This window comes from Phenylobacterium sp. (assembly GCF_041916435.1).
Lineage (GTDB): Bacteria > Pseudomonadota > Alphaproteobacteria > Caulobacterales > Caulobacteraceae > Phenylobacterium.
The window spans coordinates 681,492-706,651 of the sequence record NZ_JAYRZM010000001.1; the positions used below are offsets into that span (position 1 = coordinate 681,492).

26 protein-coding genes, 1 tRNA gene and 1 pseudogene are annotated in these 25,160 nt (G+C 68.6%); 25 read left to right on the forward strand and 3 right to left on the reverse strand.

The annotated features are described in order from the left end of the window. The first annotated feature begins 20 nt into the window (after positions 1-20). Complete coding sequence (locus ACE3TA_RS03365; RefSeq protein ID WP_374570431.1) at positions 21-305, forward strand: hypothetical protein; 285 nt, start codon at positions 21-23, stop codon at positions 303-305. On the opposite strand, the gene ACE3TA_RS03370 is transcribed toward ACE3TA_RS03365, so the two are convergent. Beyond that, a complete protein-coding gene (locus ACE3TA_RS03370) occupies positions 302-865 on the reverse strand; it encodes a hypothetical protein (RefSeq protein WP_374570433.1) in 564 nt (187 codons plus the stop codon). The two genes, ACE3TA_RS03365 and ACE3TA_RS03370, sit on opposite strands and share 4 nt — an antisense overlap. A 169-nt stretch (positions 866-1,034) precedes the next feature. On the opposite strand from ACE3TA_RS03370, the gene ACE3TA_RS03375 reads away from it, so the two are divergent. Continuing rightward, positions 1,035-1,988, forward strand: a complete 954-nt coding sequence (locus ACE3TA_RS03375; protein WP_374570435.1) for a hypothetical protein — start codon at positions 1,035-1,037, stop codon at positions 1,986-1,988. 7 nt (positions 1,989-1,995) lie between these two features. Here the strand turns inward: ACE3TA_RS03375 and ACE3TA_RS03380 are convergent. Continuing rightward, positions 1,996-2,072: transfer RNA gene (locus tag ACE3TA_RS03380), tRNA-Asp, on the reverse strand. Positions 2,073-2,124: 52 nt separating this feature from the next. Further along, positions 2,125-3,666, reverse strand: a complete 1,542-nt coding sequence (locus ACE3TA_RS03385) for an AbgT family transporter (RefSeq protein ID WP_374570438.1) — start codon at positions 3,664-3,666, stop codon at positions 2,125-2,127. 223 nt (positions 3,667-3,889) lie between these two features. Between ACE3TA_RS03385 and ACE3TA_RS03390 the strand changes: the two genes are divergently transcribed. The 23 genes and pseudogenes from ACE3TA_RS03390 to ACE3TA_RS03500 all read left to right on the forward strand — a co-directional run. Next, positions 3,890-4,267, forward strand: coding sequence for an NADH-quinone oxidoreductase subunit A (locus ACE3TA_RS03390; RefSeq protein ID WP_374570440.1), 378 nt, complete (start codon positions 3,890-3,892; stop codon positions 4,265-4,267). Further along, entirely contained in the window at positions 4,237-4,818 is a 582-nt protein-coding gene (locus ACE3TA_RS03395; RefSeq protein WP_374570442.1) for an NADH-quinone oxidoreductase subunit B family protein, read from the forward strand. Before ACE3TA_RS03390 ends, ACE3TA_RS03395 begins: the two co-directional genes overlap by 31 nt. Next, entirely contained in the window at positions 4,815-5,432 is a 618-nt protein-coding gene (locus ACE3TA_RS03400) for an NADH-quinone oxidoreductase subunit C (protein ID WP_374570444.1), read from the forward strand. The genes ACE3TA_RS03395 and ACE3TA_RS03400 overlap by 4 nt, the downstream gene beginning before the upstream one ends. After that, positions 5,432-6,646, forward strand: a complete 1,215-nt coding sequence (locus ACE3TA_RS03405; protein WP_374570445.1) for an NADH-quinone oxidoreductase subunit D — start codon at positions 5,432-5,434, stop codon at positions 6,644-6,646. The genes ACE3TA_RS03400 and ACE3TA_RS03405 overlap by 1 nt, the downstream gene beginning before the upstream one ends. Then, entirely contained in the window at positions 6,643-6,993 is a 351-nt protein-coding gene (locus ACE3TA_RS03410; protein WP_374570447.1) for a nuclear transport factor 2 family protein, read from the forward strand. The genes ACE3TA_RS03405 and ACE3TA_RS03410 overlap by 4 nt, the downstream gene beginning before the upstream one ends. 7 nt (positions 6,994-7,000) lie before the next feature. Further along, positions 7,001-7,684 (forward strand): NADH-quinone oxidoreductase subunit NuoE, encoded by a 684-nt coding sequence (gene nuoE, locus ACE3TA_RS03415; RefSeq protein ID WP_374570450.1) that lies wholly within the window; start codon positions 7,001-7,003, stop codon positions 7,682-7,684. Beyond that, positions 7,681-8,997 carry an NADH-quinone oxidoreductase subunit NuoF gene (gene nuoF, locus ACE3TA_RS03420; RefSeq protein WP_374570452.1) on the forward strand — a complete coding sequence of 439 codons (1,317 nt, stop codon included), beginning with the start codon at positions 7,681-7,683 and terminating at the stop codon, positions 8,995-8,997. The genes nuoE and nuoF overlap by 4 nt, the downstream gene beginning before the upstream one ends. 5 nt (positions 8,998-9,002) lie before the next feature. Continuing rightward, complete coding sequence (gene nuoG, locus ACE3TA_RS03425) at positions 9,003-11,045, forward strand: NADH-quinone oxidoreductase subunit NuoG (RefSeq protein WP_374570454.1); 2,043 nt, start codon at positions 9,003-9,005, stop codon at positions 11,043-11,045. A gap of 3 nt (positions 11,046-11,048) precedes the next feature. After that, positions 11,049-12,128: an NADH-quinone oxidoreductase subunit NuoH gene (gene nuoH / locus ACE3TA_RS03430; protein WP_374570456.1), complete on the forward strand. Its 1,080-nt coding sequence runs from the start codon at positions 11,049-11,051 to the stop codon at positions 12,126-12,128. A gap of 8 nt (positions 12,129-12,136) precedes the next feature. Further along, a complete protein-coding gene (locus ACE3TA_RS03435) occupies positions 12,137-12,337 on the forward strand; it encodes a hypothetical protein (protein WP_374570458.1) in 201 nt (66 codons plus the stop codon). Then, positions 12,334-12,825, forward strand: coding sequence for an NADH-quinone oxidoreductase subunit NuoI (gene nuoI, locus ACE3TA_RS03440; RefSeq protein ID WP_374570460.1), 492 nt, complete (start codon positions 12,334-12,336; stop codon positions 12,823-12,825). The genes ACE3TA_RS03435 and nuoI overlap by 4 nt, the downstream gene beginning before the upstream one ends. 96 nt (positions 12,826-12,921) lie before the next feature. Further along, entirely contained in the window at positions 12,922-13,539 is a 618-nt protein-coding gene (locus ACE3TA_RS03445) for an NADH-quinone oxidoreductase subunit J (protein ID WP_374570462.1), read from the forward strand. Then, positions 13,536-13,844, forward strand: a complete 309-nt coding sequence (gene nuoK / locus ACE3TA_RS03450; protein ID WP_374570465.1) for an NADH-quinone oxidoreductase subunit NuoK — start codon at positions 13,536-13,538, stop codon at positions 13,842-13,844. The genes ACE3TA_RS03445 and nuoK overlap by 4 nt, the downstream gene beginning before the upstream one ends. A 9-nt stretch (positions 13,845-13,853) precedes the next feature. Then, the gene (nuoL, locus tag ACE3TA_RS03455; RefSeq protein WP_374570467.1) at positions 13,854-15,944 is read left to right on the forward strand and encodes an NADH-quinone oxidoreductase subunit L; all 2,091 of its coding nucleotides are present in this window, start codon (positions 13,854-13,856) and stop codon (positions 15,942-15,944) included. Positions 15,945-15,961: 17 nt separating this feature from the next. Next, positions 15,962-17,449, forward strand: a complete 1,488-nt coding sequence (locus tag ACE3TA_RS03460; RefSeq protein WP_374570468.1) for an NADH-quinone oxidoreductase subunit M — start codon at positions 15,962-15,964, stop codon at positions 17,447-17,449. A gap of 14 nt (positions 17,450-17,463) precedes the next feature. Next, positions 17,464-18,894 carry an NADH-quinone oxidoreductase subunit NuoN gene (nuoN, locus tag ACE3TA_RS03465; RefSeq protein ID WP_374570469.1) on the forward strand — a complete coding sequence of 477 codons (1,431 nt, stop codon included), beginning with the start codon at positions 17,464-17,466 and terminating at the stop codon, positions 18,892-18,894. Next, positions 18,895-19,632 (forward strand): biotin--[acetyl-CoA-carboxylase] ligase, encoded by a 738-nt coding sequence (locus ACE3TA_RS03470; RefSeq protein WP_374570470.1) that lies wholly within the window; start codon positions 18,895-18,897, stop codon positions 19,630-19,632. Continuing rightward, complete coding sequence (locus ACE3TA_RS03475) at positions 19,629-20,405, forward strand: type III pantothenate kinase (protein WP_374570472.1); 777 nt, start codon at positions 19,629-19,631, stop codon at positions 20,403-20,405. Before ACE3TA_RS03470 ends, ACE3TA_RS03475 begins: the two co-directional genes overlap by 4 nt. Beyond that, complete coding sequence (locus tag ACE3TA_RS03480) at positions 20,405-22,087, forward strand: ribonuclease J (protein ID WP_374570473.1); 1,683 nt, start codon at positions 20,405-20,407, stop codon at positions 22,085-22,087. The genes ACE3TA_RS03475 and ACE3TA_RS03480 overlap by 1 nt, the downstream gene beginning before the upstream one ends. A gap of 54 nt (positions 22,088-22,141) precedes the next feature. Beyond that, positions 22,142-22,564: a methylmalonyl-CoA epimerase gene (mce, locus tag ACE3TA_RS03485; RefSeq protein WP_374570474.1), complete on the forward strand. Its 423-nt coding sequence runs from the start codon at positions 22,142-22,144 to the stop codon at positions 22,562-22,564. Between the two features lie 2 nt (positions 22,565-22,566). Then, positions 22,567-22,827 carry a DUF1467 family protein gene (locus tag ACE3TA_RS03490; protein ID WP_374571115.1) on the forward strand — a complete coding sequence of 87 codons (261 nt, stop codon included), beginning with the start codon at positions 22,567-22,569 and terminating at the stop codon, positions 22,825-22,827. Positions 22,828-23,230: 403 nt separating this feature from the next. Further along, positions 23,231-24,466 carry a lipoprotein-releasing ABC transporter permease subunit gene (locus tag ACE3TA_RS03495; RefSeq protein WP_374570475.1) on the forward strand — a complete coding sequence of 412 codons (1,236 nt, stop codon included), beginning with the start codon at positions 23,231-23,233 and terminating at the stop codon, positions 24,464-24,466. Beyond that, positions 24,459-24,989: pseudogene (locus tag ACE3TA_RS03500) on the forward strand (ABC transporter ATP-binding protein); the annotation flags it as partial. The gene ACE3TA_RS03495 and the pseudogene ACE3TA_RS03500, both read left to right, overlap by 8 nt. Positions 24,990-25,160: the final 171 nt, after the last annotated feature.

Genomic DNA, 25,160 nt, shown 5'->3' on the forward strand with positions numbered 1-25,160 from the left:
CGTCCGAGGGAGATCGCGCGATGAGCTACGACAAGACCCAATCCACGCCCGCGGCGACGGCAGGGGCGCAAGCGCCGGCCGTGCGGCCGGTCGCGGCGCCGGCCGGCGCCCTCGGGGCTGCGGCGGTCGGCGCGATGGCCCTGGGCGCCGTGGCGCTGGGAGCCTTGGCGATCGGCCGCATCGCGGTCGGGCTGATGGCTGTCGGCCGGCTGCGGGTGAAGCGTCTGGAGGTCGACGACCTGACGATCAAGCGCCTGCACGTGGTCGACCAGGCCGCCCCGCGCGACAAGAGGGCCAAGGCCTAGGGCGCGGCGGGAGCGGGCTGGCGTTGCGGGGCCGCGGGAGGCGTGCAGCCTTGCTTTTCACCCAGGCCCTTCAGGTAGGCGCGCCGCACCGCGCCGGCGAGCACGGCTTCGCGAACGGCCTCGGCGTGGGCTTCCGCCCCCGTCAGATGGCGCAGAACGCCGCGGAAGGGGATCCAGCCCGTGGTGAGGCTGCGCAGCGCGCCGGCGGCGAGCTTCACGCCCTGGCCGGGCTCCGCGGGCGCGGCGGCGTCGAGGTCGGGGCCGAGCGCCCCGTCCAGGCGGCCGATCTCCTCGGCGATGGCGGCGCAGGGACCGTCCGCCGGCGCGGCGTAGGGCGCCGCGGCGGCCTCTTTCAGCGCCGTCGGGATCTCTTCAGGGGCGATGTTGAGGTCGGTGAGCGGCTGGCGCATGGCGTCGCCCATGGTGTCCGTCGTGGTGGCCGCTTCAGGCGCGGGCGGCTCGCGGGCCTCGGCGCCCTGCGTCGTCTGGCAGGCGACGGCCAGCGCCGCGCCCGCCAGGATGATGAAAATGCGGGCGGAAGCGGCTCGGCTCGGGATCACTTCGTTCTCCTTGGCGGAAAGTCTTCCGCGCGGCTGCGACGCCTAGCGTCGCGAAGCGTTGCGCTAGCACGCAGGCGATCCCCAGGGGAGGGCGCGGCGGCGTTCGCGTGGCGATCGCCGTGCGGCCTCGCTTCGAACATTCGCCGTGTCGTCGATGATGTCTTTGAAAATGCGCAATGACCCGGCGGCGAGGGCCGCGATCTCCACGCTTCACGTCTCCTGCGACCTGATCCTGGACCTCTTGCGTGCGAGCCAGGGGCCGTTGAACGTGATCGACACGCTGATCCGCGCGGGCGTGGTGCAGGCCAACATCGCCGCGGCCACCGGCGAACTGGACGCCCAACTGCTCTATGGCGACCTCGACGCGATTCCGCCGGATGCGATGCGGCGGCCCGTCAGCATCTCGCGGCTCGCGCAGGGGCTGCGCCTTCCGTTCGAGACCGTGCGGCGGCATGTGAAATCGCTCTGCGACCGCGGATTTTGCGAGATGCATCGCCGGGGCGTGATGGTGCCGGCCGCCTATTTCGAGCAGCAGCAGAGCAAGGTCGCCGTCGCCGCCGTGAACGCCATGACGGCGCAGACCTTCCACCGGCTGGCCGCGGGGGGCTTCTTCGAGGCCCGCGCCCTGCCGGAGCCGTCGGGCCAGCCGGCCATGTCGCCGCCGCGCGCCGTCACGCGCCTGGTCACCGACTATTCGCTTCGGGCCGCGGAGATGTTGCGCGAGGCTTGGAGCGACAACCTCACGGCCCTGCTGCTGATGCAGATGATGCGGATGAACGCCACGGACGGCGCGGCCTTCGATCAGCCGGTGACGGCCTCGCGGATGGCCGAGGAGGTGGACATGAAGCTAGAGACCGCCCGCCGGCGGCTCGTTCGCCTCGCCGAGGTCGGCCTCTGCAAGCAGACCGGCGACGGCTACGTCGTGTTCGAAGGCACGTTCGCCCCGTTTTCGAGCGAGGCGCTGCAGACCAACGAGATGAACCTGTGGCGGCTCTACCGGAACTGCGCGCTGGTCGGCGCGGTCGAGGCCTGGCGCGCCGAAGGCGGACCGTCGACGGCGGATGCTCCAGACCAGGCCGATTCAGCAGAAGGAGGGCGGGGGCTTCGGGAAAGCGGCTCTTGAAGCCGAATGGCGCGAGTGACGGGGCTCGAACCCGCGACCTCCGGCGTGACAGGCCGGCGCTCTAACCAACTGAGCTACACCCGCGTAGGGCTCGCGAAGCGCGAGGCGCGCTTGATAGGTTCGCGCCGGAATCGTGTCAACCGGCCTTTGCGGGCGGAGCCGAATAATGCACAGGCGCCGCCGGGCCGGTCGGCAGCTCCAGGGCCGCCCAGACGCCGGTGAGCAGCATGCCCGCGGTCATCATGGCGATGGAGTAGGGCAGCATGGCGCTGATCAGGCCGCCGACGCCGAAGCCGGGCTTCCATCGCTGGCAGAAGCCGAGCACCAGGCCGAAGTAAGGCATCAGCGGCGAGGCCATGTTCACGCTGGAATCGCCCATCCGGTAGGCGGCCGTGGTCATCTCCGGGCTCACGCCCAGCAGCATCAGCATCGGCACCAGCACCGGCGCCAGCGCCGCCCACTTGGCCGAGGCCGAGCCGATCAGCATGTCCAGGGCCGCGGTCAGGATGACGATCGCCATCAGCAGCACCGGAATCGGCAGGCCCGAGGCGCGCAGGCCGTCGGCCCCGTGGATGGCGATGATCACGCCCAGGTTCGACCAGGTGAACATGGCGATGAAATGGGCCGCGGCGAAGGCCAGCACGATGTAGGGCGCCATCGCCGCCATGGATTCGGATGCCAGGCGCACGATGTCCCGGTCGCTCCTGATCACCCCGACGATGACGCCGTAGACGACGCCCGTCGCCAGGAAGAGGACGAAGAAGCCGGAGACCAGCGAGCGGAAGAACGGCGTCCAGCGGGCCGGCCCCTCGACGGCGTGGTCCACCAGGGGCGCCCCGGGCAGGAAGGCCAGGGCGGCCCAGAGGCCGGCGACGCAGAGCCCCGTCAGCGCGGCCCAGCCGAGGCCCCGGCGTTCCACCGGCGAAAGCGGCGTGTCGTGGGGCGTCACGCCGGCCGGCGGCTCCCAAGGGCCCAGGCGTGGTTCCACGACGTTGACCGTCACCCACCAGGCCACAGGCACGAACACCGCCGCGCCCGCGGCCGTGAACCACCAGTCGCCCACCAGGTTCGCGGTCCAGTGCGCGTCGATCAGCCGCGCCGCCGGTTCCGACAGGCCGAGGATCAGGGCGTCGAACTGGCCGGGCAGGGGATTGCCCGCGAAACTGCCGACCACGCCGGCGAAGGCCGCGGCGATCCCGGCGATCGGGTGGCGGCCCACCGCGGCGAAGGCCGCGCCGGCCAGCGGCAGCAGGATCACGAAGCCGGAATCGGCGGCGTGATTCGAAAGCAGGCCTAGCAGGATCACCATCGGCGTGACCAGCACGCGCGGGCTCGCGCCCATCATCACGCGGATCCCCGCCGACAACAGGCCGACCCGCTCGGCCACGCCCGCGCCCAGCATGATGAGCAGCACATAGCCCAGCGGCGCGAAGCCGGTGAGCGTCCTGGGCATCTCCACCAGGAGCGTGCGGATGTTCGCCGGATCGATCAGGCTCTGGGCGCGCAGCACCTCGCCGTCCACCGGATTGACCGCGCTGACGCCGAGGGCGGCGCACACAACGCTCGCCAGGACAAGGGCTGCGATGATCCAGGCGAAGATGAACACCGGGTCCGGCAGCCGGTCGCCGAGGCGCTCGATGGCGTCCAGCGCCCTGTGTACGACGGATTTTCGGCTCACACGCGCCTCCCCGGTGAGCGAAACCCTAGAGCGGTTTGTCGCCCGGTTGAAGGCCGGGCGCGGCCGCCCGAAGGCGCGGCGCCGCGGCGCCGAGAAACCGACCAATGTTCGTTGATCGGCCGGAATGAGCGTCGATAGTTGCGAGCGCTTCGCATCAACGCTTGGGGTGTTTGAACCCCGGCCATTGCTGGTCTAGAAGGTCCGCGACTCCGTCGAGGACTCCATGAACGCGTTTCTCCTGCAGTACCTGCCGATCGTGATCTTCCTAGGGATCGCGGGGGCTCTGGGGCTGGTCTTCGTACTGGCCGCCGCCGTCCTGGCGCCTAAGGCGCCCGACCCAGAAAAGCTCTCTTCCTATGAGTGCGGCTTCAATGCGTTCGACGACGCGCGCATGAAGTTCGACGTGCGGTTCTACCTGGTCTCGATCCTCTTCATCATCTTCGACCTCGAAGTGGCCTTCCTCTTTCCGTGGGCCGTGTCGCTGATGAAGTTGCCGGCCGAGGCCTCGCAGTTCGCCTTCTGGTCGATGATGACCTTCCTGGGCGTGCTGACCGTCGGCTTCATCTACGAATGGAAGAAGGGAGCCCTGGAATGGGAGTGATCGTTCCCGCCGGCTCCGCCGCGCGCTCGAGCGTCGAGGGCTATGATCCCAAGGTCCACGACCCGTTCTTCGACGGCGTGACCAACCAGCTCGCCGACAAGGGCTTCATCACCGCCGCGGCCGACGACCTGATCACTTGGGCCCGCACCGGCTCGCTGATGTGGATGACGTTCGGCCTGGCCTGCTGCGCCGTGGAGATGATGCAGGCGTCGATGCCGCGCTACGACCTGGAGCGCTACGGCTTCGCGCCGCGCGCCAGCCCGCGCCAGTCGGACGTGATGATCGTGGCCGGCACCCTGTGCAACAAGATGGCTCCGGCCCTGCGCAAGGTCTACGACCAGATGCCGGACCCGCGCTACGTGATCTCCATGGGCTCGTGCGCCAACGGCGGCGGCTACTACTACTTCAGCTATTCCGTCGTGCGCGGCTGCGACCGGATCGTGCCGGTCGACATCTACGTGCCCGGCTGCCCGCCCACCGCCGAGGCCCTGGTCTACGGGGTGCTGCAGCTGCAGAAGAAGATCCGCCGCACGGGGACGATCGAACGATGAGCCACTGGTTCACCCCCGACGTGGATTTCGACGCCATCGGCCAGAAGATCGTGGCCGAGGGGCACGGCTTCATCGGCCACCATGTGGCGTTCGGCGAGCTGACGCTCACCACCACGACCGCCCATGTGGTCGAGGCGCTGATCTGGCTGCGCGACGCGGCCGACCTGAAGTTCAACCTGCTGATCGACCTGACCAGCGTGGACTATCCGGACCGTCACGCCCGCTTCGACGTGGTCTATCACCTGCTGTCGATGGCCAAGAACCTGCGCGTGCGGGTCAAGCTGTCGGTGGACGAGGACACCGCCGTGCCGAGCGTGACCGGGGTGTTCCCCAACGCCGACTGGTACGAGCGCGAGGCGTTCGACATGTACGGGGTGTTCTTCGACGGGCACCCGGACCTGCGCCGCATCCTCACCGACTACGGCTTCCACGGCCATCCGCTGCGCAAGGACTTCCCGATGACGGGCTTCGTCGAGCTGCGCTACGACGACGAGCTCAAGCGCGTGGTCTATGAGCCGGTGAAGTCCGTCGAGTTCCGCAACTGGGACTTCCTCTCCCCGTGGGAGGGCGCTCACTACGCCCTGCCGGGCGACGAGAAGGCGGAGACCAAGTGATGGCCGACGACGCCAACATCCCGGCCGTGGCCGGCGAGACCAAGATCCGCAAGTTCAACATCAACTTCGGCCCGCAGCACCCGGCCGCGCACGGCGTGCTGCGTCTGGTGCTGGAGCTGGACGGCGAGGTGGTGGAGCGGGTGGACCCGCACATCGGCCTGCTCCATCGCGGCACCGAGAAGCTGATGGAGTACCGCACCTACCTGCAGAACATCGGCTACTTCGACCGCCTCGACTACGTGGCGCCGATGAACCAGGAGCACGCCTTCTGCCTGGCCATCGAGAAGCTGATGGACGTGGAGGTGCCGATCCGCGGCCAGCTCATCCGGGTGCTCTATTCGGAAATCGGCCGCATCCTGAACCACCTCCTGAACGTCACCACCCAGGCGATGGACGTCGGCGCGCTCACGCCGCCCCTGTGGGGCTTCGAAGAGCGCGAGAAGCTGATGATCTTCTACGAGCGCGCCTGCGGGGCCCGGCTGCACGCCAAGTACTTCCGTCCCGGCGGTGTCCACCAGGACCTGCCGCCGCAGCTCATCGAGGACATCGACGCCTGGGCCGAGCACTTCCCCAAGGTGTGCGACGACATCGAGGGCCTGATCACCGACAACCGCATCTTCAAGCAGCGCAACGTCGACATCGGCGTGGTGCCGAAGGACCAGGCCTTCGCCTGGGGCTTCTCCGGCGTGATGGTGCGCGGCTCTGGCATCCCCTGGGACCTGCGCCGCAACCAGCCCTATGAGTGCTACTCGGACCTGGAGTTCGAAATCCCGCTGGGCGTCAACGGCGACTGCTACGACCGCTACCTCTGCCGCATGGAAGAGATGCGCCAGTCGACCAAGATCATCCGCCAGTGCTGCGAGCGCCTGCGCAAGACGCCGGGGCCGGTGCTGAGCGAGGACAACAAGGTCGCTCCGCCTCGGCGCGGGGAGATGAAGCGGTCGATGGAATCGCTCATCCACCACTTCAAGCTCTACACCGAGGGCTTCTCCACGCCCGAGGGCGAGGTCTACGCCTGCGTCGAGGCGCCGAAGGGCGAGTTCGGCGTCTATCTGGTCTCCGACGGCACCAACCGGCCGTACCGCTGCAAGATCCGCGCGCCGGGCTATCCGCACCTGATGGCCATGGACTGGATGAACCGCGGCCACATGCTGGCCGACGTGTCCGCCATCCTCGGCTCGCTGGACATCGTGTTCGGGGAGATCGACCGGTGACGATCCAGACCGGCCTTTCGCCCGCCGACCTCGTCGCGTGCCAGCTCGACACCTACAACGCTCAGGACGTGGAGGGGCACTGCGCCTGCTACGCCGACGACCTGATCGCGACGAACCTGAACGGCGAGGTGACCTTGCGGGGCGTTCCGGCCCTGCGCGCCATGCTGGAGCAGATGTTCGCGGAGTTCCCTCAGAACCACGCCGAACTGAAGACGCGGATCGTGATCGGCGACGTCGTGATCGACCACGAGCACGTGACCCGCGGCCCCGACGGGCCGCAGTTCGAGGTCGCCGCCATCTACACCATCGCGAACGGCAAGATCGTCCGCGTCGATTTCGTGAAGTGAGGGCCTCTTGAGCGTCCGTCGCCTATCGCCGAACCAGCCGGAAAGCTTCGCCTTTTCGCCCGAGACCTTGAAGCTCGCCAAGTGGTGGATCGACAAGTTCCCGCCCGGGCGCCAGCGCTCGGCCGTGATCCCGCTGCTGTGGCTCGTCCAGAAGCAGGAAGGCTGGGTCAGCGAGCCGGCTATCCGCGCGATCGCCGAAATGCTGGACATGGCCCAGATCCGGGTGCTGGAGGTGGCGACCTTCTACACCATGTTCATGCTGGAGCCGGTCGGCTCCAAGGCGCTGGTTCAGGTGTGCGGCACCACGCCCTGCATGTTGCGCGGCTCGAACGAGCTGATGGCGGTGTGCAAGAAGAAGCTCGGCCCGAAGGACCACCTGTCGGCCGACGGCAAGTTCTACTGGCAGGAAGTCGAGTGCATGGGCGCCTGCGCCAACGCGCCGATGGCCGCCATCAACGACTACTACTACGAAGACCTGACGGCCGAGAGCTTCGAGGCCCTCCTGGACGACTTCGCCGCCGGCAAGTCGCCCAAGCCCGGTTCAGCGATCAAGCGCCAGGGCTCCGCGCCCGAGGGCGGCCCGCAGGCGCTGACCGATCCGAAGCTCTATGACGGCTCGCGTTCCAAGGCGATCAAGAAGCTGCCGAACGCCGAGCCCAAGCCCAAGGCCAAGAAGGAGCCCGCGGCGTGACCGGCGTTCTCGAAGACAAGGACCGGATCTTCACCAACCTCTACGGCCTGCATGATTTCGGGCTGGAGGGGGCCAAGGCGCGGGGCGCCTGGCACCTGACCCGGGAGATCCTGCAGCAGACGCCGGAGTGGATCTGCGACCAGGTCAAGGCTTCCGGCCTGCGCGGCCGCGGCGGGGCGGGCTTCGCCACCGGCCTGAAGTGGACCTTCATGCCCAAGCAGGAGAGCGAGCGGCCGCACTACCTCTTGGTCAACGCCGACGAATCCGAACCGGGCACCTGCAAGGACCGCGAGATCCTGCGCAACGACCCGCACAACCTGATCGAAGGCTGCCTCATCGCCGCCTACGCGATGCGGGCGCACACCGCCTACGTCTACATCCGCGGCGAGTACGTCTACGAGCGCGAGCGCCTGGAGGCTGCGATCAAGCAGGCCTACGAGGCCAAGCTGGTCGGCAAGAACAACGTCCACGGCTGGGATTTCGACATCCACGTCAGCCATGGCGGCGGGGCCTACATCTGCGGCGACGAGACCGCGCTGATGGAGAGCTTCGAGGGCAAGAAGGGCCAGCCGCGCCTGAAGCCGCCGTTCCCGGCCGGCGCGGGCATCTACGGCTGCCCGACCACGGTGAACAACGTCGAGACCATCGCCGTCGTGCCCACCATCCTGCGCCGCGGCGCCGAGTGGTTCGCCGGCTTCGGCCGTCCGAACAACACCGGCACCAAGCTGATGGCCATCTCCGGCCACGTGATGAAGCCCTGCGTCGTCGAAGAGGCCATGTCGATCCCGCTCAAGCAGCTCCTCGAGGACCACTGCGGCGGCGTGCGCGGCGGCTGGGGCAACCTCAAGGCGGTGATCCCCGGCGGCTCGTCGGTGCGGATGATCCCGGCGCACGAGGCCGAGACCGCGCTGATGGACTTCGACTCGCTGTCGGCCCTGAAGTCGGGCCTCGGCACGGCCGCCGTCATCGTGATGGATCAGTCCACCGACATCATCAAGGCGATCGCCCGGCTCTCCTACTTCTACAAGCACGAGAGCTGCGGCCAGTGCACGCCGTGCCGCGAGGGCACCGGCTGGATGTGGCGCGTCATGGAGCGCATGGTCACCGGCGAGGCGGAGATGAAGGAGATCGACATGCTCCTCGACGTCGCCAGCCAGGTGGAAGGTCACACCATCTGCGGCCTGGGCGACGCGGCCGCTTGGCCGATCCAGGGCCTTTTCCGCCACTTCCGCCACGAGGTGGAGGAGCGCATCACCCAGTACCGCGCCGGCAAGCCCCACGTGCAGGGCGCCAGCCTGGCGGCGGCGGAGTAACCGGGATGCCCAAAGCCAAGGTCAACGGGGTCGAGGTCGAGTTCGAACCCGGCATGAACGTCCTGCAGGTGGCGGAGCTGGCCGGGGAGGAAATCCCGCGGTTCTGCTACCACGAGCGCCTGTCCATCGCCGGCAACTGCCGCATGTGCCTGGTCGAGGTGAAGCCCGGCCCGCCGAAGCCGCAGGCGTCCTGCGCGCTGCCGGCCGCCGAGGGCCAGGAGATCTTCACCAACACGCCGATGGTGAAGAAGGCCCGCGAAGGGGTGATGGAGTTCCTGCTCATCAACCACCCGCTGGACTGCCCGATCTGCGACCAGGGCGGCGAGTGCGACCTGCAGGACCAGGCCATGGGCTATGGCCGCGACGATTCCCGCTACGCGGAGAACAAGCGCGCGGTCGAAGAAAAGCACATGGGTCCGCTGATCAAGACGGTGATGACCCGCTGCATCCAGTGCACCCGCTGCGTGCGCTTCATCACCGAGGTGGCCGGCACGCCTGAGATCGGTCTCATCTCTCGCGGCGAAGACGTTGAAATCACGACCTATCTCGGCTCGGCGGTGACGAGCGAGCTGTCGGCCAACGTCATCGACCTGTGCCCGGTCGGCGCGCTGACGTCGAAGCCCTACGCCTTCAACGCCCGTCCCTGGGAGCTGAGGAAGACCGAGAGCGTCGACGTGATGGACGCCCTGGGCTCGTCGATCCGCGTGGACGCTCGCGGCCCTGCTGTGCTGCGCGTGCTGCCGCGCACCAACGACGACATCAACGAAGAGTGGATCAGCGACAAGACGCGCTACGCCGTCGACGGGCTGTCCCGCCAGCGGCTGGACAAGCCCTATGTGCGCGAGGCCGGCAAGCTGCGCGCCGCGACCTGGGCCGAGGCCCTGGAGCTGGTGGCGTCCAAGCTGAAGGCCGCCCAGCCGGAGCGCATCGGCGTGATCGCCGGCGACCTGCAGGACGCCGAATCCATGAAGGCCGCGCTCGACCTGTTCGGCGGTCTCGGCGTGAAGAACCTCGATTGCCGCCAGGACGGCATGGCGCTGGGCGACGGCCCGCGCGAAAGCTGGCTCTTCAACTCCACCATCGCCGGGATCGAGGACGCCGACGTCATCCTCCTGGTCGGAACCAATCCGCGGCTCGAGGCCCCGGTGCTGAACGCGCGCCTGCGCAAGCGCTGGCTGGCCGGCGCCCTGCGGGTGGGCGTGATCGGCGAGCAGGCCGACCTGACCTATCCCTACGACTACCTCGGCGCCGGGCCTGACACCCTGGCCGGGCTTTCCAAGTCCCGCGGCGACTTCGCCAAGGCCCTGAAGGGCGCGAAGAAGGCGGCGATCATCGTCGGCGCCGGCGCGCTGAACCGTGCGGACTCCGCGGCCGTGCTCAAGGCGGCGGCCGGCGCAGCCAAGACCTTCGGCGCGACCTGGAACGTGCTGCACACGGCGGCGTCCCGCGTCGGCGGCCTGGATCTGGGCTTCATCCCCGGCGAGGGCGGCAAGAGCGCCAAGGAAATGGTCGCCAAGGGCGCGCTGGACGTCCTGTTCCTGCTGGGCGCAGACGAGATCGACGCGACCTCGTCCGACGCCTTCACCGTCTACCTCGGCACGCACGGCGACGCCGGCGCGCACAAGGCCGACGTGATCCTGCCGGGCGCGGCCTACACCGAGAAGAACGGCCTCTACGTCAACACCGAGGGCCGGGTGCAGATGGGCCAGCGGGCCGTGTTCCCCAAGGGCGACGCCCGCGAGGACTGGGCGATCCTGCGGGCGCTGTCCGAACGGGTCGGCGCCAAGCTGCCCTACGACAGCCTCGACGAACTGCGCGCCAAGCTGTTCGCCGACCATCCGAGCTTCGGCCAGATCGACTATGCGCCGGCGGGCGAGGGGGCCTCGCTCGACCTGGCCGCCCTCGGCGGCGCCGGCGAGCTTTCGGACGCGCCGTTCGAGAGCCCGGTCAAGGCCTTCTATCTGACCAACCCCGTCGCGCGCGCCAGCGTGACGATGGCCGAATGCCAGGCGCTGGCGTCCGGCCAGACCAAGATCGCGGCGGAGTAGGGCATGGACGCGACGACCAACTTCTGGGCCACGCCGGGCGGCTGGACCCTGATCACCCTGGGCCAGATCCTGGCCGTGATGATCTGGATCCTGCTGTCGCTGGCCTTCCTGCTGCTGGCCGACCGGAAGATCTGGGCCGGCGTGCAGATGCGCAAGGGCCCCAACATGGTGGGCCCGTTCGGCCTGCTGCAGTCCTTCGCCGACTTCCTCAAGTTCGTGCTGAAGGAGATCGTCATCCCCGACGGGGCCGACAAGGCGGTCTTCCTGCTCGCGCCCCTGATCAGCTTCACCCTGGCCTTCGCCGCCTGGGCGGTGATCCCGCTGGCGCCGGGCTGGGTGGTGTCGAACATCAACGTCGGCGTGCTCTACCTCTTCGCGATCTCCTCGCTCGGCGTCTACGGCATCATCATGGGCGGCTGGGCGTCGAACTCGAAGTACCCGTTCCTTGGCAGCCTGCGCTCGGCCGCGCAGATGGTCTCCTACGAGGTCTCCATCGGCTTCGTGATCATCACCGTGATCCTGCTGGCCGGTTCGATGAACCTGCAGACCATCGTTGAGAAGCAGGCCGGCGGCTTCTGGAACTGGAACGTCTTCGGCGGCGGCCTGCAGAACCTGCCGATGATCATCGTCATGGTGCCGATGATGGTGGTGTTCTTCATCTCGGCCTTGGCCGAGACCAACCGCCCGCCGTTCGACCTGCCCGAGGCCGAGTCCGAGCTCGTGGCCGGCTATCAGGTGGAGTACTCGTCCACGCCGTACCTGCTCTTCATGATCGGCGAGTACGCGAACATCGTCCTGATGTGCGCGATGATCTCGATCCTGTTCTTCGGCGGCTGGCAGGCGCCGTTCCCGACGCCGTTCCTCGATAGCTGGAACCCCACGGCGGCGAGCTTCTTCGCCTTCATGTGGTTCTTCCTGAAGATCATTTTCTTCTTCTTCATGTTCGCGATGGTGAAGGCGATCGTGCCGCGCTACCGCTACGACCAGCTCATGCGGCTGGGCTGGAAGGTGTTTCTGCCGACCTCGCTGGTGGCGGTGGCCCTGGTGGCGGCCTGGCGCGTGTTCGGACCGGGGGCGGCATGAGGGCGCTGATGATCCTCTCCGCGGCGCTGGCGCTCAGCGCCTGCGCCTCGTCGGTCGAGCCCAACGGCGGCTATGCGACCTATGACGACCTGGCGCGGGCGACGGCGGTCTGCAACGCCAAGGGCGGCCACCTGGCGCTGGTGAAGGACGGCAACGCCCGCAAGATCCAAGACTACTCGTGCGAGAAGACGAAGGCTGACGCGCAATGATGCAACGTATCGGACAAGCCATGCGGGGCGCGGCCCTGCTGGACTTCGCCGGCGCCTTCGGCCTGGCCTGGAAGTACATGCTGCGGCCCAAGGCGACGGTGATCTATCCCAACGAGCGCGGGCCCCAATCGCCGCGCTTCCGCGGCGAGCACGCCCTGCGGCGCTATCCCAACGGGGAAGAGCGCTGCATCGCCTGCAAGCTGTGCGAGGCGATCTGCCCGGCCCAGGCCATCACCATCGAGGCCGAGCCGCGCGCGGACGGCAGCCGGCGCACGACGCGCTACGACATCGACATGGTCAAGTGCATCTACTGCGGCCTGTGCCAGGAGGCCTGCCCGGTGGACGCCATCGTCGAGGGGCCGAACACCGAGTTCGCCACCGAGACGCGGGAAGAACTGTACTACGACAAGGAACGCCTGCTCGAAAACGGGGACCGTTGGGAGCGGGAAATCGCGAAGAATCTGGAACTCGACGCGCCGTATCGCTAAGACACGCGCGCGATTCCGGAGGCTGTTTTGATCCTCGACCAAGCCGGCTCGGCCGGCGCTGGACGGGCATCGCATTGAGGGGAGCTTGATCCGCCGATGGCCTTGCAGGCGATCGCTTTCTATCTGCTGGCGACGATAACCGTCGCGGCAGGGCTGGCCGTTGTGTCGGCGAGGAACCCCGTGCACTCGGTGCTGTTCCTGATCCTGGCCTTCTTCTCGGCCGCGGGGCTGTTCGTGCTCCTCGGCGCCGAGTTCCTGGCCATGCTTCTGGTGGTGGTCTACGTGGGCGCCGTCGCGGTGCTCTTCCTGTTCGTCGTGATGATGCTCGACGTGGACTTCGCCGCGCTCAGGCAGGGCTTCGCCCGCTACATGCCGCTAGGCGGCCTGGTGGGCGGGATCCTGGCCATCGAGATGATCGTCGTCTCCACGGCGGTGGCCGGGCACGGAGCCGCGGCCGCCAACGCCGCGCCGGCCGCCTCGCTGCCGGACGTGACCAACGCCGAGACGATCGGCCGGGTGCTCTACACCGACTACGTCTACTTCTTCCAGGCCGCGGGCCTGGTGCTGCTGGTCGCCATGATCGGGGCGATCGTGCTGACCCTGCGCCACAAGCCGGGGGTCCGCCGCCAGGTCATCGCCGACCAGGTGGCGCGCTCGCCCAAGACCGGCATGCGCGTGATCACCATCAAGCCCGGCGAGGGGATCGGCGAATGACCATCGGACTGGAGCACTATCTGGCGGTGGCCGCGATCCTGTTCACCATCGGGGTTTTCGGCATCTTCGTGAACCGCAAGAACGTCATCATCATCCTGATGTCGATCGAGCTCATTCTGCTCGCAGTGAACATCAACCTGGTGGCCTTCTCGGTCTATCTCCACGACGTGGTGGGCCAGATCTTCGCCATGTTCGTGCTGACCGTCGCTGCGGCCGAGGCCGCCGTCGGGCTGGCGATCCTGGTGACCTTCTTCCGCAACCGCGGCGACATCGCCGTGGACGACGCCTCGATGATGAAGGGCTGAGCCGAGCACATGACCCCTCAGTCCCTCGTCACGCTTCTCGTCTTCGCGCCGCTTACGGGCGCCGTCATCGCCGGCCTCTTCGGCCGCCGGATCGGCGACGTGGCCTCGCAGGCGATCACCACGGGCCTCTTGTTCCTGGCCTGCGCCCTGTCCTGGACCATCTTCTCGATGTGGACCTGGGGCGGGCTGGAGCCCTTCACCGTCACGCTCGCGCCGTTCATCGACGTGGGGGCCTTCCAGTCCAACTGGTCGATCCGCATCGACGCGCTGTCGTCGGTGATGCTGGTGGTGGTCACGTCGGTCTCGGCGCTCGTCCACCTCTATAGCTGGGGCTACATGGCCGAGGACGACTCCAAGCCCCGGTTCTTCGCCTACCTGTCGCTGTTCACCTTCGCCATGCTGTCGCTGGTGACCGCGGCCGACTTCATGCAGCTCTTCTTCGGCTGGGAAGGCGTGGGTCTGGCCAGCTACCTGCTGATCGGCTTCTGGTTCAAGAAGCCCAGCGCCAACGCCGCCTCGATCAAGGCCTTCGTGGTCAACCGGGTCGGCGACTTCGGCTTCGCCCTGGGCATCATGACCACCTTCTGGGCGTTCGGCTCGATCCAGTTCGCCGACATCTTCCCGCAGGTCGCCGGCGCGGCCGGCCGCACCTGGGAATTCGCCGGCCAGAGCTTCCACCTGATGGACCTGGCCTGCGCGCTGCTCTTCGTCGGCGCCATGGGCAAGTCGGCGCAGTTCTTCCTGCACACCTGGCTGCCGGACGCCATGGAGGGCCCGACCCCGGTCTCGGCCCTGATCCACGCGGCCACCATGGTGACCGCCGGCGTCTACATGGTCTGCCTGCTCTCGCCGATGTTCGAGTACGCCCCGGTGGCGCGCGAGATCGTCACCATCATCGGCGCGGTGACGGCCCTGTTCGCCGCCACGGTCGGCCTGACGCAGAACGACATCAAGCGGGTCATCGCCTATTCGACCTGCTCGCAGCTCGGCTACATGTTCTTCGCCGCGGGCGTCGGGGCCTATCAGGCCGCGATGTTCCACCTGTTCACCCACGCCTTCTTCAAGGCGCTCCTGTTCCTGGGCGCCGGCTCGGTGATCCACGGCATGCACCACGAGCAGGACATGCGGCGCTACGGCGACCTGGCCAAGTATCTGCCGATCACCTTCGCGGCCATGACCATCGGCACCATCGCCATCACCGGCCTCGGCATTCCCGGGCTGGAGTGGGGCTTCGCCGGCTTCTACTCGAAGGACGCGATCATCCACGCCGCCTTCGTCGCCGGCCAGGACAACCCGGTGGCCTACTTCGCCTTCGTCATCGGCGTGCTGGCCGCGGGCCTGACCGCCTTCTACTCCTGGCGCGTGGCCTTCTTCACCTTCAACGGCCACGCCCGCTGGGGCCATGAGGCCGAGCACGCGGCCGCCCATGGCGACCACGCTCATGACGACCACGCTCATGACGACCATGGGCACGACGCGCACGCGCACGACGATCACGCCGCCGCGCATGACGATCACGGCCACGGCCATGACCACAAGCCGCACGAAAGCCCCTGGACCATGCTGGTCCCGCTGATCCTGCTGTCGGTGGGCGCCGTCGCCGCCGGCTTCGCCTTCGAGGGCCGCTTCGTCGGCCACGAGCAGGCCGAGTTCTGGCGCGGCGCCATCTTCAACGCCCCGGCCAACCACGTGATGGAGCATCACGAGGCGCCGACCTGGGCGGTCTGGGCGCCGCTGGTGGTCTCGCTGATCGGTCTGGCCTACGCGGCCTACATGTACCTGATCAAGGAAGGCCTCGGCGCTCGCCTGGCCGCCCGCGGCGGGCCGCTCTACACCTTCTTCTACAACAAGTGGTTCTTCGACGAGCTGTACGACGCCACCTTCGTGCGCGGCGCGCGGCTGCTCGGCGACCTCTTCTGGAAGGGGGGCGATCAGAAGCTCATCGACGGCCTGGGGCCGGACGGCGTCTCGTCCGTGTCCTACGAGGTCGGCCGCCGGACCGGCAAGCTGCAGACCGGCTACGTCTATCACTACGCCTTCGTGATGCTGCTCGGCGTCGCAGGGCTCCTGACCTACGCCCTCTGGGCGTGGGCGGCCTGAGAAGGGGGCTCTAGGCCATGACCGGCATCCTGTCGCTCACCACCTACGCCCCGCTGGTCGGGGTCCTGGCGATCCTGATCCTGCGCGCGTTCGGCCGTTCGGACGACGCCAAGACGGTCGACGCGGCCAAGTGGATCGCGCTCGTCACCACCTTGGCGACCCTGGCGCTCTCCATCCTGCTCGTGGCGCAGTTCGATCCGAACGTGGCCGGCTTCCAGTTCCTGGAGGATGCGCCCTGGTTCGCGGGCCTGCGCTACACCATGGGCGTGGACGGCATCTCGGTGCTGTTCGTCCTGCTGACCGCGTTCCTGATGCCGCTGTGCATCGTGGCCTCGTGGAAGTCGGTGGAGAACCGCGTCCTTGAGTACATGATCGCGTTCCTGATCCTGGAGACGCTGGTCATCGGCGTGTTCTGCGCCCTGGACCTGGTGCTCTTCTACGTCTTCTTCGAATTCAGCCTGGTGCCGATGTTCCTGATCATCGGCATCTGGGGCGGCAAGCGGCGGGTCTACGCGGCCTACAAGTTCTTCCTCTACACCCTGCTGGGTTCGGTGCTGATGCTGGCCGCGATCCTGGCCATGATCGGCATTTCCGGGACCTCCTCGATCCCGGAACTGATGAACTACAAGTTCGATCCGGGCCTGCAGACCTGGCTGTGGCTGGCCTTCTTCGCCTCGTTCGCGGTGAAGATGCCCATGTGGCCGGTGCACACCTGGCTGCCCGACGCCCACGTCGAGGCGCCGACGGCCGGCTCGGTGATCCTGGCGGGGATCCTCCTGAAGATGGGCGGCTACGGCTTCCTGCGCTTCTCGCTGCCGATGTTCCCGCAGGCGTCGCTGGAGTTCACGCCGCTGATCTTCGCCCTGTCGGTGATCGCCGTGATCTACACCTCGCTGGTGGCGTTCCGGCAGACCGACATCAAGAAGCTGATCGCCTATTCGTCGGTGGCCCACATGGGCTTCGTGACCATGGGCATCTTCTCGGGGAACCTGCAGGGCGAGCAGGGCGCGATCTACCAGATGCTGAGCCACGGGGTGATCTCCGGCGCGCTCTTCCTCTGCGTCGGCGTGGTCTACGACCGCATGCACACCCGCGAGATCGCCTTCTACGGCGGGCTGGTGAACCGCATGCCCTGGTACGCGGCGGTCTTCATGCTGTTCACCATGGGCAACGTCGGCCTGCCAGGCACCTCCGGCTTCGTCGGCGAGATCCTGACCATGACCGGGACCTACCGCGCCTCGACCTGGACGGCGCTGTTCGCGGCCTCCGGCGTGATCCTGTCGGCGATGTACGCGCTCACCCTCTATCGGCGGGTGATCTTCGGGGAGATGACCAATCCGGCCCTGGCACAGATCACCGATCTGGACTGGAGGGAGGTGGCGATCTTCACGCCCCTGATCATCGCCACCCTCGTGCTGGGCGTGCAGCCCAATCTTATCACCAACCTGACGGCCGCGTCGGTCGACCAGCTCGTGACGGTCTATCAGGCCGCGATCGGCGGGTGAGGGGCTTCTAGGCTATGACGTTTCAAAATTCCCTCGGCCTTGCGGTCCCTGAGCTGATCCTCGCCGCCTCGGCGATGGTGCTTCTGGTGTGGGGCGCCTTCCAGCCGCGCGCCGGCGCGGTCTTCACCCTGGCGTCGGTGGCCGCCCTCGTGCTGGCGGCCGTGGCCGCGGCGATGAGCCCGTTCGGCCGCGCCTTCTCGGGCGGGCTGGTGACGGACGCGGCCTCCACCTTCGCCAAGGTGGCGATCTATCTGGCGAGCGCCGTGGCCATTCCGCTGGGCCAGGGCTGGTTCGCCCGGCGCAACATCAAGCACTTCGAGTTCCCGGTGCTGGTGATCCTGGCCGCGCTCGGCATGGGCATGATGGCCTCGGCCGGCGACCTGATCTCGCTCTACGTGGGCATCGAACTGCATTCGCTGGCGCTTTACGTCCTGGCCGCGATGAACCGCGACGACGCCAAGGCGTCCGAGGCCGGACTGAAGTACTTCGTGCTCGGCGCGCTCTCCTCGGGGATGCTGCTCTACGGCGCCTCGCTGGTCTACGGCTTCGCCGGCTCCACCCGCTTCGACGCCATCGCCGTGGCCGTGCACTCCGGCGCGGGCGTGGGCGCTCTGTTCGGCCTGATCTTCCTGATCTGCGGCCTGGCCTTCAAGGTGTCGGCCGCCCCGTTCCACATGTGGACCCCCGACGTCTACGAGGGCGCGCCCACGCCGGTCGTCGCCTTCTTCGCCGGGGCGCCGAAGCTGGCCGCCATGGTGCTGTTCGCCCGCTTGCTGGCCGAGGGCTTCGCCGGCGCGGTGGAGCAGTGGCGCCAGGTGCTGATCCTGCTGGCTCTGCTGTCGATCGGCTGGGGCGCCTTCGCCGGCCTCGTGCAGAAGAACCTGAAGCGCCTGTGGGCCTATTCGTCGATCGCCAACGTCGGCTACGCCGTACTGGGGCTCGCCGCCGGCGACACCCAGGGCGTGCAGGCCATGCTGATGTTCATGATCCTCTACATGATCGACGTCACCGGCTTCTTCGCCTGCCTGGCGGCGCTGTCGCGGCAGGGCAAGCCGATGGAGACGATCGAGGACATGGCCGGCCTCTTCAAGGAGCGGCCCGGCATGGCCCTGGCCATGACCGCCTTCTCGCTCTCGGCGCTGGGCCTGCCGCCGTTCTCCGGCTTCTGGGCCAAGGTCTATGTGTTCAAGGCCGCCATCGGCGCCGGCCTGGGCGCGCCGGCGGTGCTGGGCCTGATCGGCAGCGTGGTGGCCGCGTTCTACTACCTGCGCCTGATCAAGGTGATGTGGTTCGACGCGGCGCCCGGCGGCGTGGACGCCCCCGCGCCGGAAGCGCGCATCGTCGCCCTGGCTTCGGCGCTGTTCGCCTTCCCCGTGGTGATCGTGGCCCTGACGTTCCTGGATCCGCTCGCCAAGGCCGCGGCGGCCGCGCTCGGCCTGGCCTAGGTGGCGCGTCCGCCCGTCGAGGCTTACGAGGAACTGGACTCCACCAACGCGGAGGCCCGCCGCCGCGCCGAGGCGGGGCAGGGCGGGCCGGTCTGGATCACGGCCGCCCGCCAGACCGCGGGCCGGGGCCGGCGGGGCCGGGCCTGGTCCACCGTGACGGGCAACCTGGCGGCCACCTTGCTCTTCCTCACCGACAAGCCGGCCGCCGAGGCCGCGCAGGTCTCGTTCATCGCGGCGCTGGCGGCGACCGATCTGGCGGACGCCTGCCTCGGCCCCGGCGCGGCGCGGCTGAAATGGCCCAACGACGTGCTGGTCCATGGCCGCAAGGCCGTCGGCATCCTCATCGAGTCCGGCGCGCGGCCGGACGGGAAGCTGTGGATGGCCGTGGGCATCGGCGTGAACCTGGCCCACGCGCCCGATGACGTCGAGCGCCCGGCCACGGCCTTCGCCGACTTCATGACCGGCCCGCCGCCGAAGCCGCTCAACGCCCTCGAGGTGCTGGCCGGCGCCTTCGAGCGCTGGCGCGCCCTTTGGGAGCAGAAGGGCTTCGCGCCCATCGCCGAGGCCTGGACCGAGCGTGCCATCGGTCTTGGCGAACATTGCCTCGCACGCCTGCCCAACACCACATTGAGCGGCGTGGCCGAGGGGCTGGAGGGCGACGGCGCCCTCAGGCTGCGGCTCGACGACGGAGCCGTGGCGCGCGTCACCGCAGGCGACGTCTTCTTCGGAGAAGCTTGATGCTGCTGGCCATCGAACAGGGCAACACCAACACGCTGTTCGGCGTGCACGACGGAACCGAGTGGATCGCCCAGTGGCGCTCGGCCACCGATTCCAGCCGCACGGCCGACGAATACGCCGTCTGGCTCGCCCAGTTGCTGTCGATGAACGGCCTGCAGCTCTCCGGGCTGAACTCCTGCATCATCTCCAGCGTCGTGCCGCAGTCGATCTTCAACCTGCGCAACCTGTCGCGGCGCTACCTGCACGTGGAGCCGCTGGTGATCGGCGAGAACGCCGAGCTCGGCATTCCGATCCGCATCGACAAGCCCTCGGAGGCCGGCGCGGACCGCCTCGTCAACGCCATCGGCGCGCACGTCGTCTATCCGGGCACGCTGATCGTCATCGACTCCGGCACGGCCACCACCTTCGACGTCATCGCCGAGGACGGCGGCTTCGAGGGCGGGGTGATCGCGCCCGGCATCAACCTGTCGATGGAAGCCCTGCACCAGGCCGCCGCCAAGCTGCCCCGCGTCGCCATCCAGAAGCCGCAGCGGGTGCTGGGCAAGGACACCGTCGGCGCCATGCAATCGGGCGTCTTCTGGGGCTATATCGCCCTGATCGAGGGGCTGATCTCGCGGCTGAAGGCCGAATGGGGCGCGCCGATGACCGTGGTCGCCACCGGCGGCGTCGCCTCGCTGTTCCACGGAGCCACCATGGCCATCGACCACTTCGACCCCGACCTGACGATCCGCGGCCTGCTGGAGATCCACCGCCGCAACTCGGCCGCGGCCTGATGGCCAGATCCGAGGCCCCCGACGAACTCGTCTTCCTGCCGCTCGGCGGGTCGAACGAGATCGGCATGAACTTCAACCTCTACGGCTTCGGCCCGCCGCACGCGCGCAAGTGGATCGTGGTGGACCTGGGCGTCACCTTCGGCGACCTGACCACGCCCGGCGTGGAGGTGATCCTGCCGGACCCGCAGTTCATCGCCGAATACGCCGACGACATCCTCGGCATCGTCCTGACCCACGCCCACGAGGACCACATCGGCGCGGTGGCCTGGCTGTGGCCCAAGCTGCGCGCGCCGCTCTACGCCACGCCGTTCACCGCCTTCCTGCTGCGCGAGAAGCTGCGCGACGTCGGGCTGGAGGGCGAGGCCCAGATCACCGAGATTCCGCTGGGCGGCAAGCTGACGCTCGGCCCCTTCGATCTGGAGCTGATCACGCTCACCCACTCGATCCCCGAGCCCAACGGCCTGGCGATCCGCACGCCGCTCGGCTCGGTGCTGCACACCGGCGACTGGAAGATCGACCCGGACCCGCTGCTCGGCGGCGTGACCGACGAGGACGCCATCCGCCGCCTGGGCGACGAGGGCGTGCTGGCGATGGTGTGCGATTCCACCAACGTCTTCGTCGACGGGACGGCGGGCTCCGAGGCCGACGTGCGCACGGCGCTCACCGAGCTGATCGGCGGGCTGAAGGGCAAGGTGGCCGTGGCCTGCTTCGCCTCCAACGTGGCGCGGATGGATTCGGTGATCCGCGCGGCCGAGGCGGCGGGACGGCGCGTGTGCCTGGTGGGGCGCTCGATGCACCGCATGAGCGCGGCGGCCAAGTCGGTCGGGCTGATGGCCGACGTGCAGCCGTTCCTCAGCGAACAGGACGCCGGCAACGTGCCCGAGGACCGCATCCTCTATCTGTGCACCGGCAGCCAGGGCGAACCGCGCGCGGCGCTGTCGCGCATCGCCGCCGGCGCGCATCCGCTGGTGAACCTGGGGGCGGGGGACGCCTGCATCTTCTCCTCGCGGGTGATCCCGGGCAACGAGGTGGCGATCCGCAAGCTGCAGGATCATCTCGCCGACCGCGGCGTGCGCCTCTACACCGACCGCGACCACCCGGGCATCCACGTCTCCGGCCACCCGTGTCGCGACGAGCTCGCCCAGATGTACCATTGGGCGCGCCCCGAGATCGCCGTGCCGACCCACGGCGAGCGCCGCCACCTTCTGGAGCACGCCGCCTTCGCCCGCGATCTGCAGGTGCCCCAGCAGGTCACCCCGCGAAACGGCGACATGGTGCGCCTGGCGCCGGGACGCGCCGAGATCGTCGACGAGGTGCCGGCCGGCCGGCTGTTCGTCGACGCTGGCGTGCTCACGCCCGAGAACGGCGAGGCGCTGCGCGAGCGGCGCCACGCCGCGCACAACGGCGTCCTCAGCGTCGCCATCGCGCTCGACGGGCGCAACCGGCTGATCTCCGGGCCGCAGTTGCGCGCCATCGGCCTGCCGACCGAGGAGGACTATCCCCTGGATGAGGCGCTGGACGACTTGGCCGATGCGGCCGAGACGGCGCTCGGGCGGCTGAGCGGCGGCGAGCGCGACGACGACGAGGCCGTCGAGACGGCGGTGTCGCGGGCCGTGAAGAAGGCGAGCCAGCGGATCTGGGGGCGGCGGCCGGTCGTGGAGACCATCGTCCTGCGCACGTGAGACCTGTCGTCGCGTGATCTCGCGCCCGCCCGCGGAGAGGTCTATAGGAAGCCCATGATCGGCAAACTCAATCACGTGGGCGTGGCGACGCCCTCCATCGACGAGTCGGTGAAGCTCTACCGCGACGTTCTCGGCGCGACCTCCATCGGCGAGAAGTTCTCCATGCCCGAACAGGGCGTGTGGGTGTGTTTCGTGAACCTGCCCAACAGCCAGATCGAGCTGATCGAGCCCTATGGCGAGGCCTCGCCGATCCACGGCTTCCTGGCCAAGAACCCGGCCGGCGGGCAGCACCACGTCTGCTTCGAGGTCGAGGACATCATCGCCGCGCGCGACGACATGCGCGCCAAGGGCGCCACGGTGCTGGGCACGGGCGAGCCGCGTATCGGCGCGCACGGCGTGCCGGTGATCTTCATCCATCCGAAGAACATGGGCGGCGTGCTCGTCGAGCTCATGGAGACGCCGAAGGAGCCGCACTGATGATCACCCCGTTCACGGGCGTCGCGCTCTATCTGACCATCTGGTGGACGGTGCTTTTCGCCGTCCTGCCGATCGGCGTGCAGAGCCACTACGAGGCCGGCATCGACCGCGGCGACGGGACCGATCCGGGCTCGCCGGTGGACCCGAAGCTGAAGCGCAAGTTCATCACCACCACCTGGGTGTCGGCGGTCGTCTTCGTCTTCATATGGCTCCTGGTGCACTTCAAGGTGATCCCTCTGCCCAGCCTGCCGTCCGGCCGCTGAAACGCCCGTTCGTTCCGCAGGGGCGCTGGCGGGCGCGCTCAAAAGTTGAGCGAACGACCAGTTCCTACGCCATCGAGCCGTCACATTCCGCGGCGGGACCCGTAACCTGCGTTACGACGGAGCCACCGCGACGGATCAAGTACGGTTCGTCCCGTGGCGTTTTCCCCGATGACCTTGAGGGCCGCCCGCCAAGAGCAGGCGGCCCTCTTTCTTGGCGAACGCCATCATTTCGCCCGCGACATTGCCAAGGTGTTCGGCCCGGCGCTATCTGGCGCGCCATGGAGGGCAGAAACGCCGACATGCCTGAGTCCAATCGCACAAAGCGTCTGAAGGTCCGCCGCGGAGCCGAGCGCGCGTGAACGGGCTGAGCGGGCGCGCGCCGCCCTTCGGACAATGGGAGCGCATGCTCGCGGGGCGCTACCTGCGGGCCAAGCGCAGCGAGGGCGGGGTGGCGATGATCTCCATCATCGCCTTCATCGGCATCATGCTGGCCGTCGCCGTGCTGATCATCGTCATGTCGGTGATGAACGGCTTCCGCGCCGAGCTGCTGGACCGGATGCTGGGCTTCAACGGCCACCTCTACATCTCCGGCGACATCCTCTCCACGCCGGACCGCGACCGCATCGTGCGCGACGTGCGCAAGCTGCCCGGCGTCGTCCAGGTCACGCCCGTGGTGGAGGCCCAGGCCATGGCGCTCGGCATGGGGCAGATCTCCGGCGCCATCGTGCGCGGCGTCACGCCCAAGGACCTCGCCGACACGACGATCATCTCGCACAACATCGTCCAGGGCTCGCTCGACGGCTTCGGCGAGGGCGAATACGGCGGCGACCTGATCGTGGTGGGCCAGAAGCTGGCCGAAACCCTCGGCGTGCAGCCGGGCGATCCGCTGACGCTGATCTCGCCCACCGGCGGGGCGACCGCCTTCGGCGCGACGCCGCAGCGCAAGACCTACACCGTGGCCGCCACCTTCAGCGTCGGCATGAGCGAGTACGACGCCTCGTTCATCTACATGCCCCTGGAGCAGGCCCAGCTCTTCTTCGGCCGCGACACCGCCATCGACTTCGTCGAGATCCGCGTGGCCGACGCCGACCGGGCGATCGCCATGAAGCCGCAGGTCGCCCGCGCCGCCGGTCCGGCGGCGGTGATCACCGACTGGACCGAACGCAACGCCGCCTTCTGGGGCGCGCTGAAGGTGGAGCGCAACGTCATGCGCCTGATCCTGATGCTGCTGGTGGCGATCGCGGCCATGAACATCATCTCCGGCCTGATCATGCTGGTGAAGAACAAGGGCCGCGACATCGCCATCCTGCGCACCATGGGCGCGGGGCGCGGGGCGATCCTGCGCATCTTCTTCATGGCCGGCGCCTCGATCGGCGCGCTCGGCACGCTCGCCGGCTTCGGCCTGGGCACGCTCTTCTGCATCTTCATCGAGCCGATCCAGAAGGCCGTGGAGTGGGTCACCGGCGCCCAGGTGTTCAATTCCGACGTCTATTTCCTCTCGCACGTGCCGGCCAAGGTGGACTGGACCGAGGTGGCGGTGATCGTCGGCTTCTCCCTGGCCATGTCGTTCCTGGCCACCCTACCGCCGGCCTGGCGGGCCTCGCGCCTCGATCCGGTGGAGGCGCTCCGCTATGAGTGAGCACGTCCTGTCCATCCGCGGCCTGGAGCGCACCTATACGACCGGGGCGGGGCCGCTGACCGTGCTGCGCGGCGTCGATCTGGACGTGGCGCCGGGCGAGATCGTCGGCCTCGTCGGGCCGTCGGGCTCGGGCAAGTCCTCGCTGCTCCACGCCGCCGGGCTCCTGGAACATCCCAACGCCGGCCGCATCATCATCCAGGGGCGCGACTGCTCGGACCTGGGCGATCGGGCGCGCACGCGCGTGCGGCTCGCCACCATCGGCTTCGTCTACCAGTTCCACCACCTGCTGCCGGAGTTCTCGGCGCTCGACAACGTGGCCCTGCCGCAGATGATCGCCGGCGCCTCGCGCAAGGCCGCGCGCCGGCGGGCCGCCGACCTGCTGGGCGAACTGGGCCTGGCCCAGCGCGTGACGCACCAGCCGGCCCAGCTTTCCGGCGGCGAGCAGCAGCGGGTGGCCATCGCCCGGGCCCTCGCCAACGGCCCGCGCCTGCTCCTGGCCGACGAGCCCACCGGCAACCTCGACCCGCACACCTCAGCGGGCGTGTTCGAAAGCCTCTATGCGCTCGCGCGGGAGGAGGGGGTCGCCGCCGTCGTGGCCACCCACAACTTCGAGCTCGCCCGGCACATGGACCGCGTCTACGCCCTGACCGACGGCCGCCTGGAGCCGCATCGGTTCTAGGTGCCCGCGCGGCGC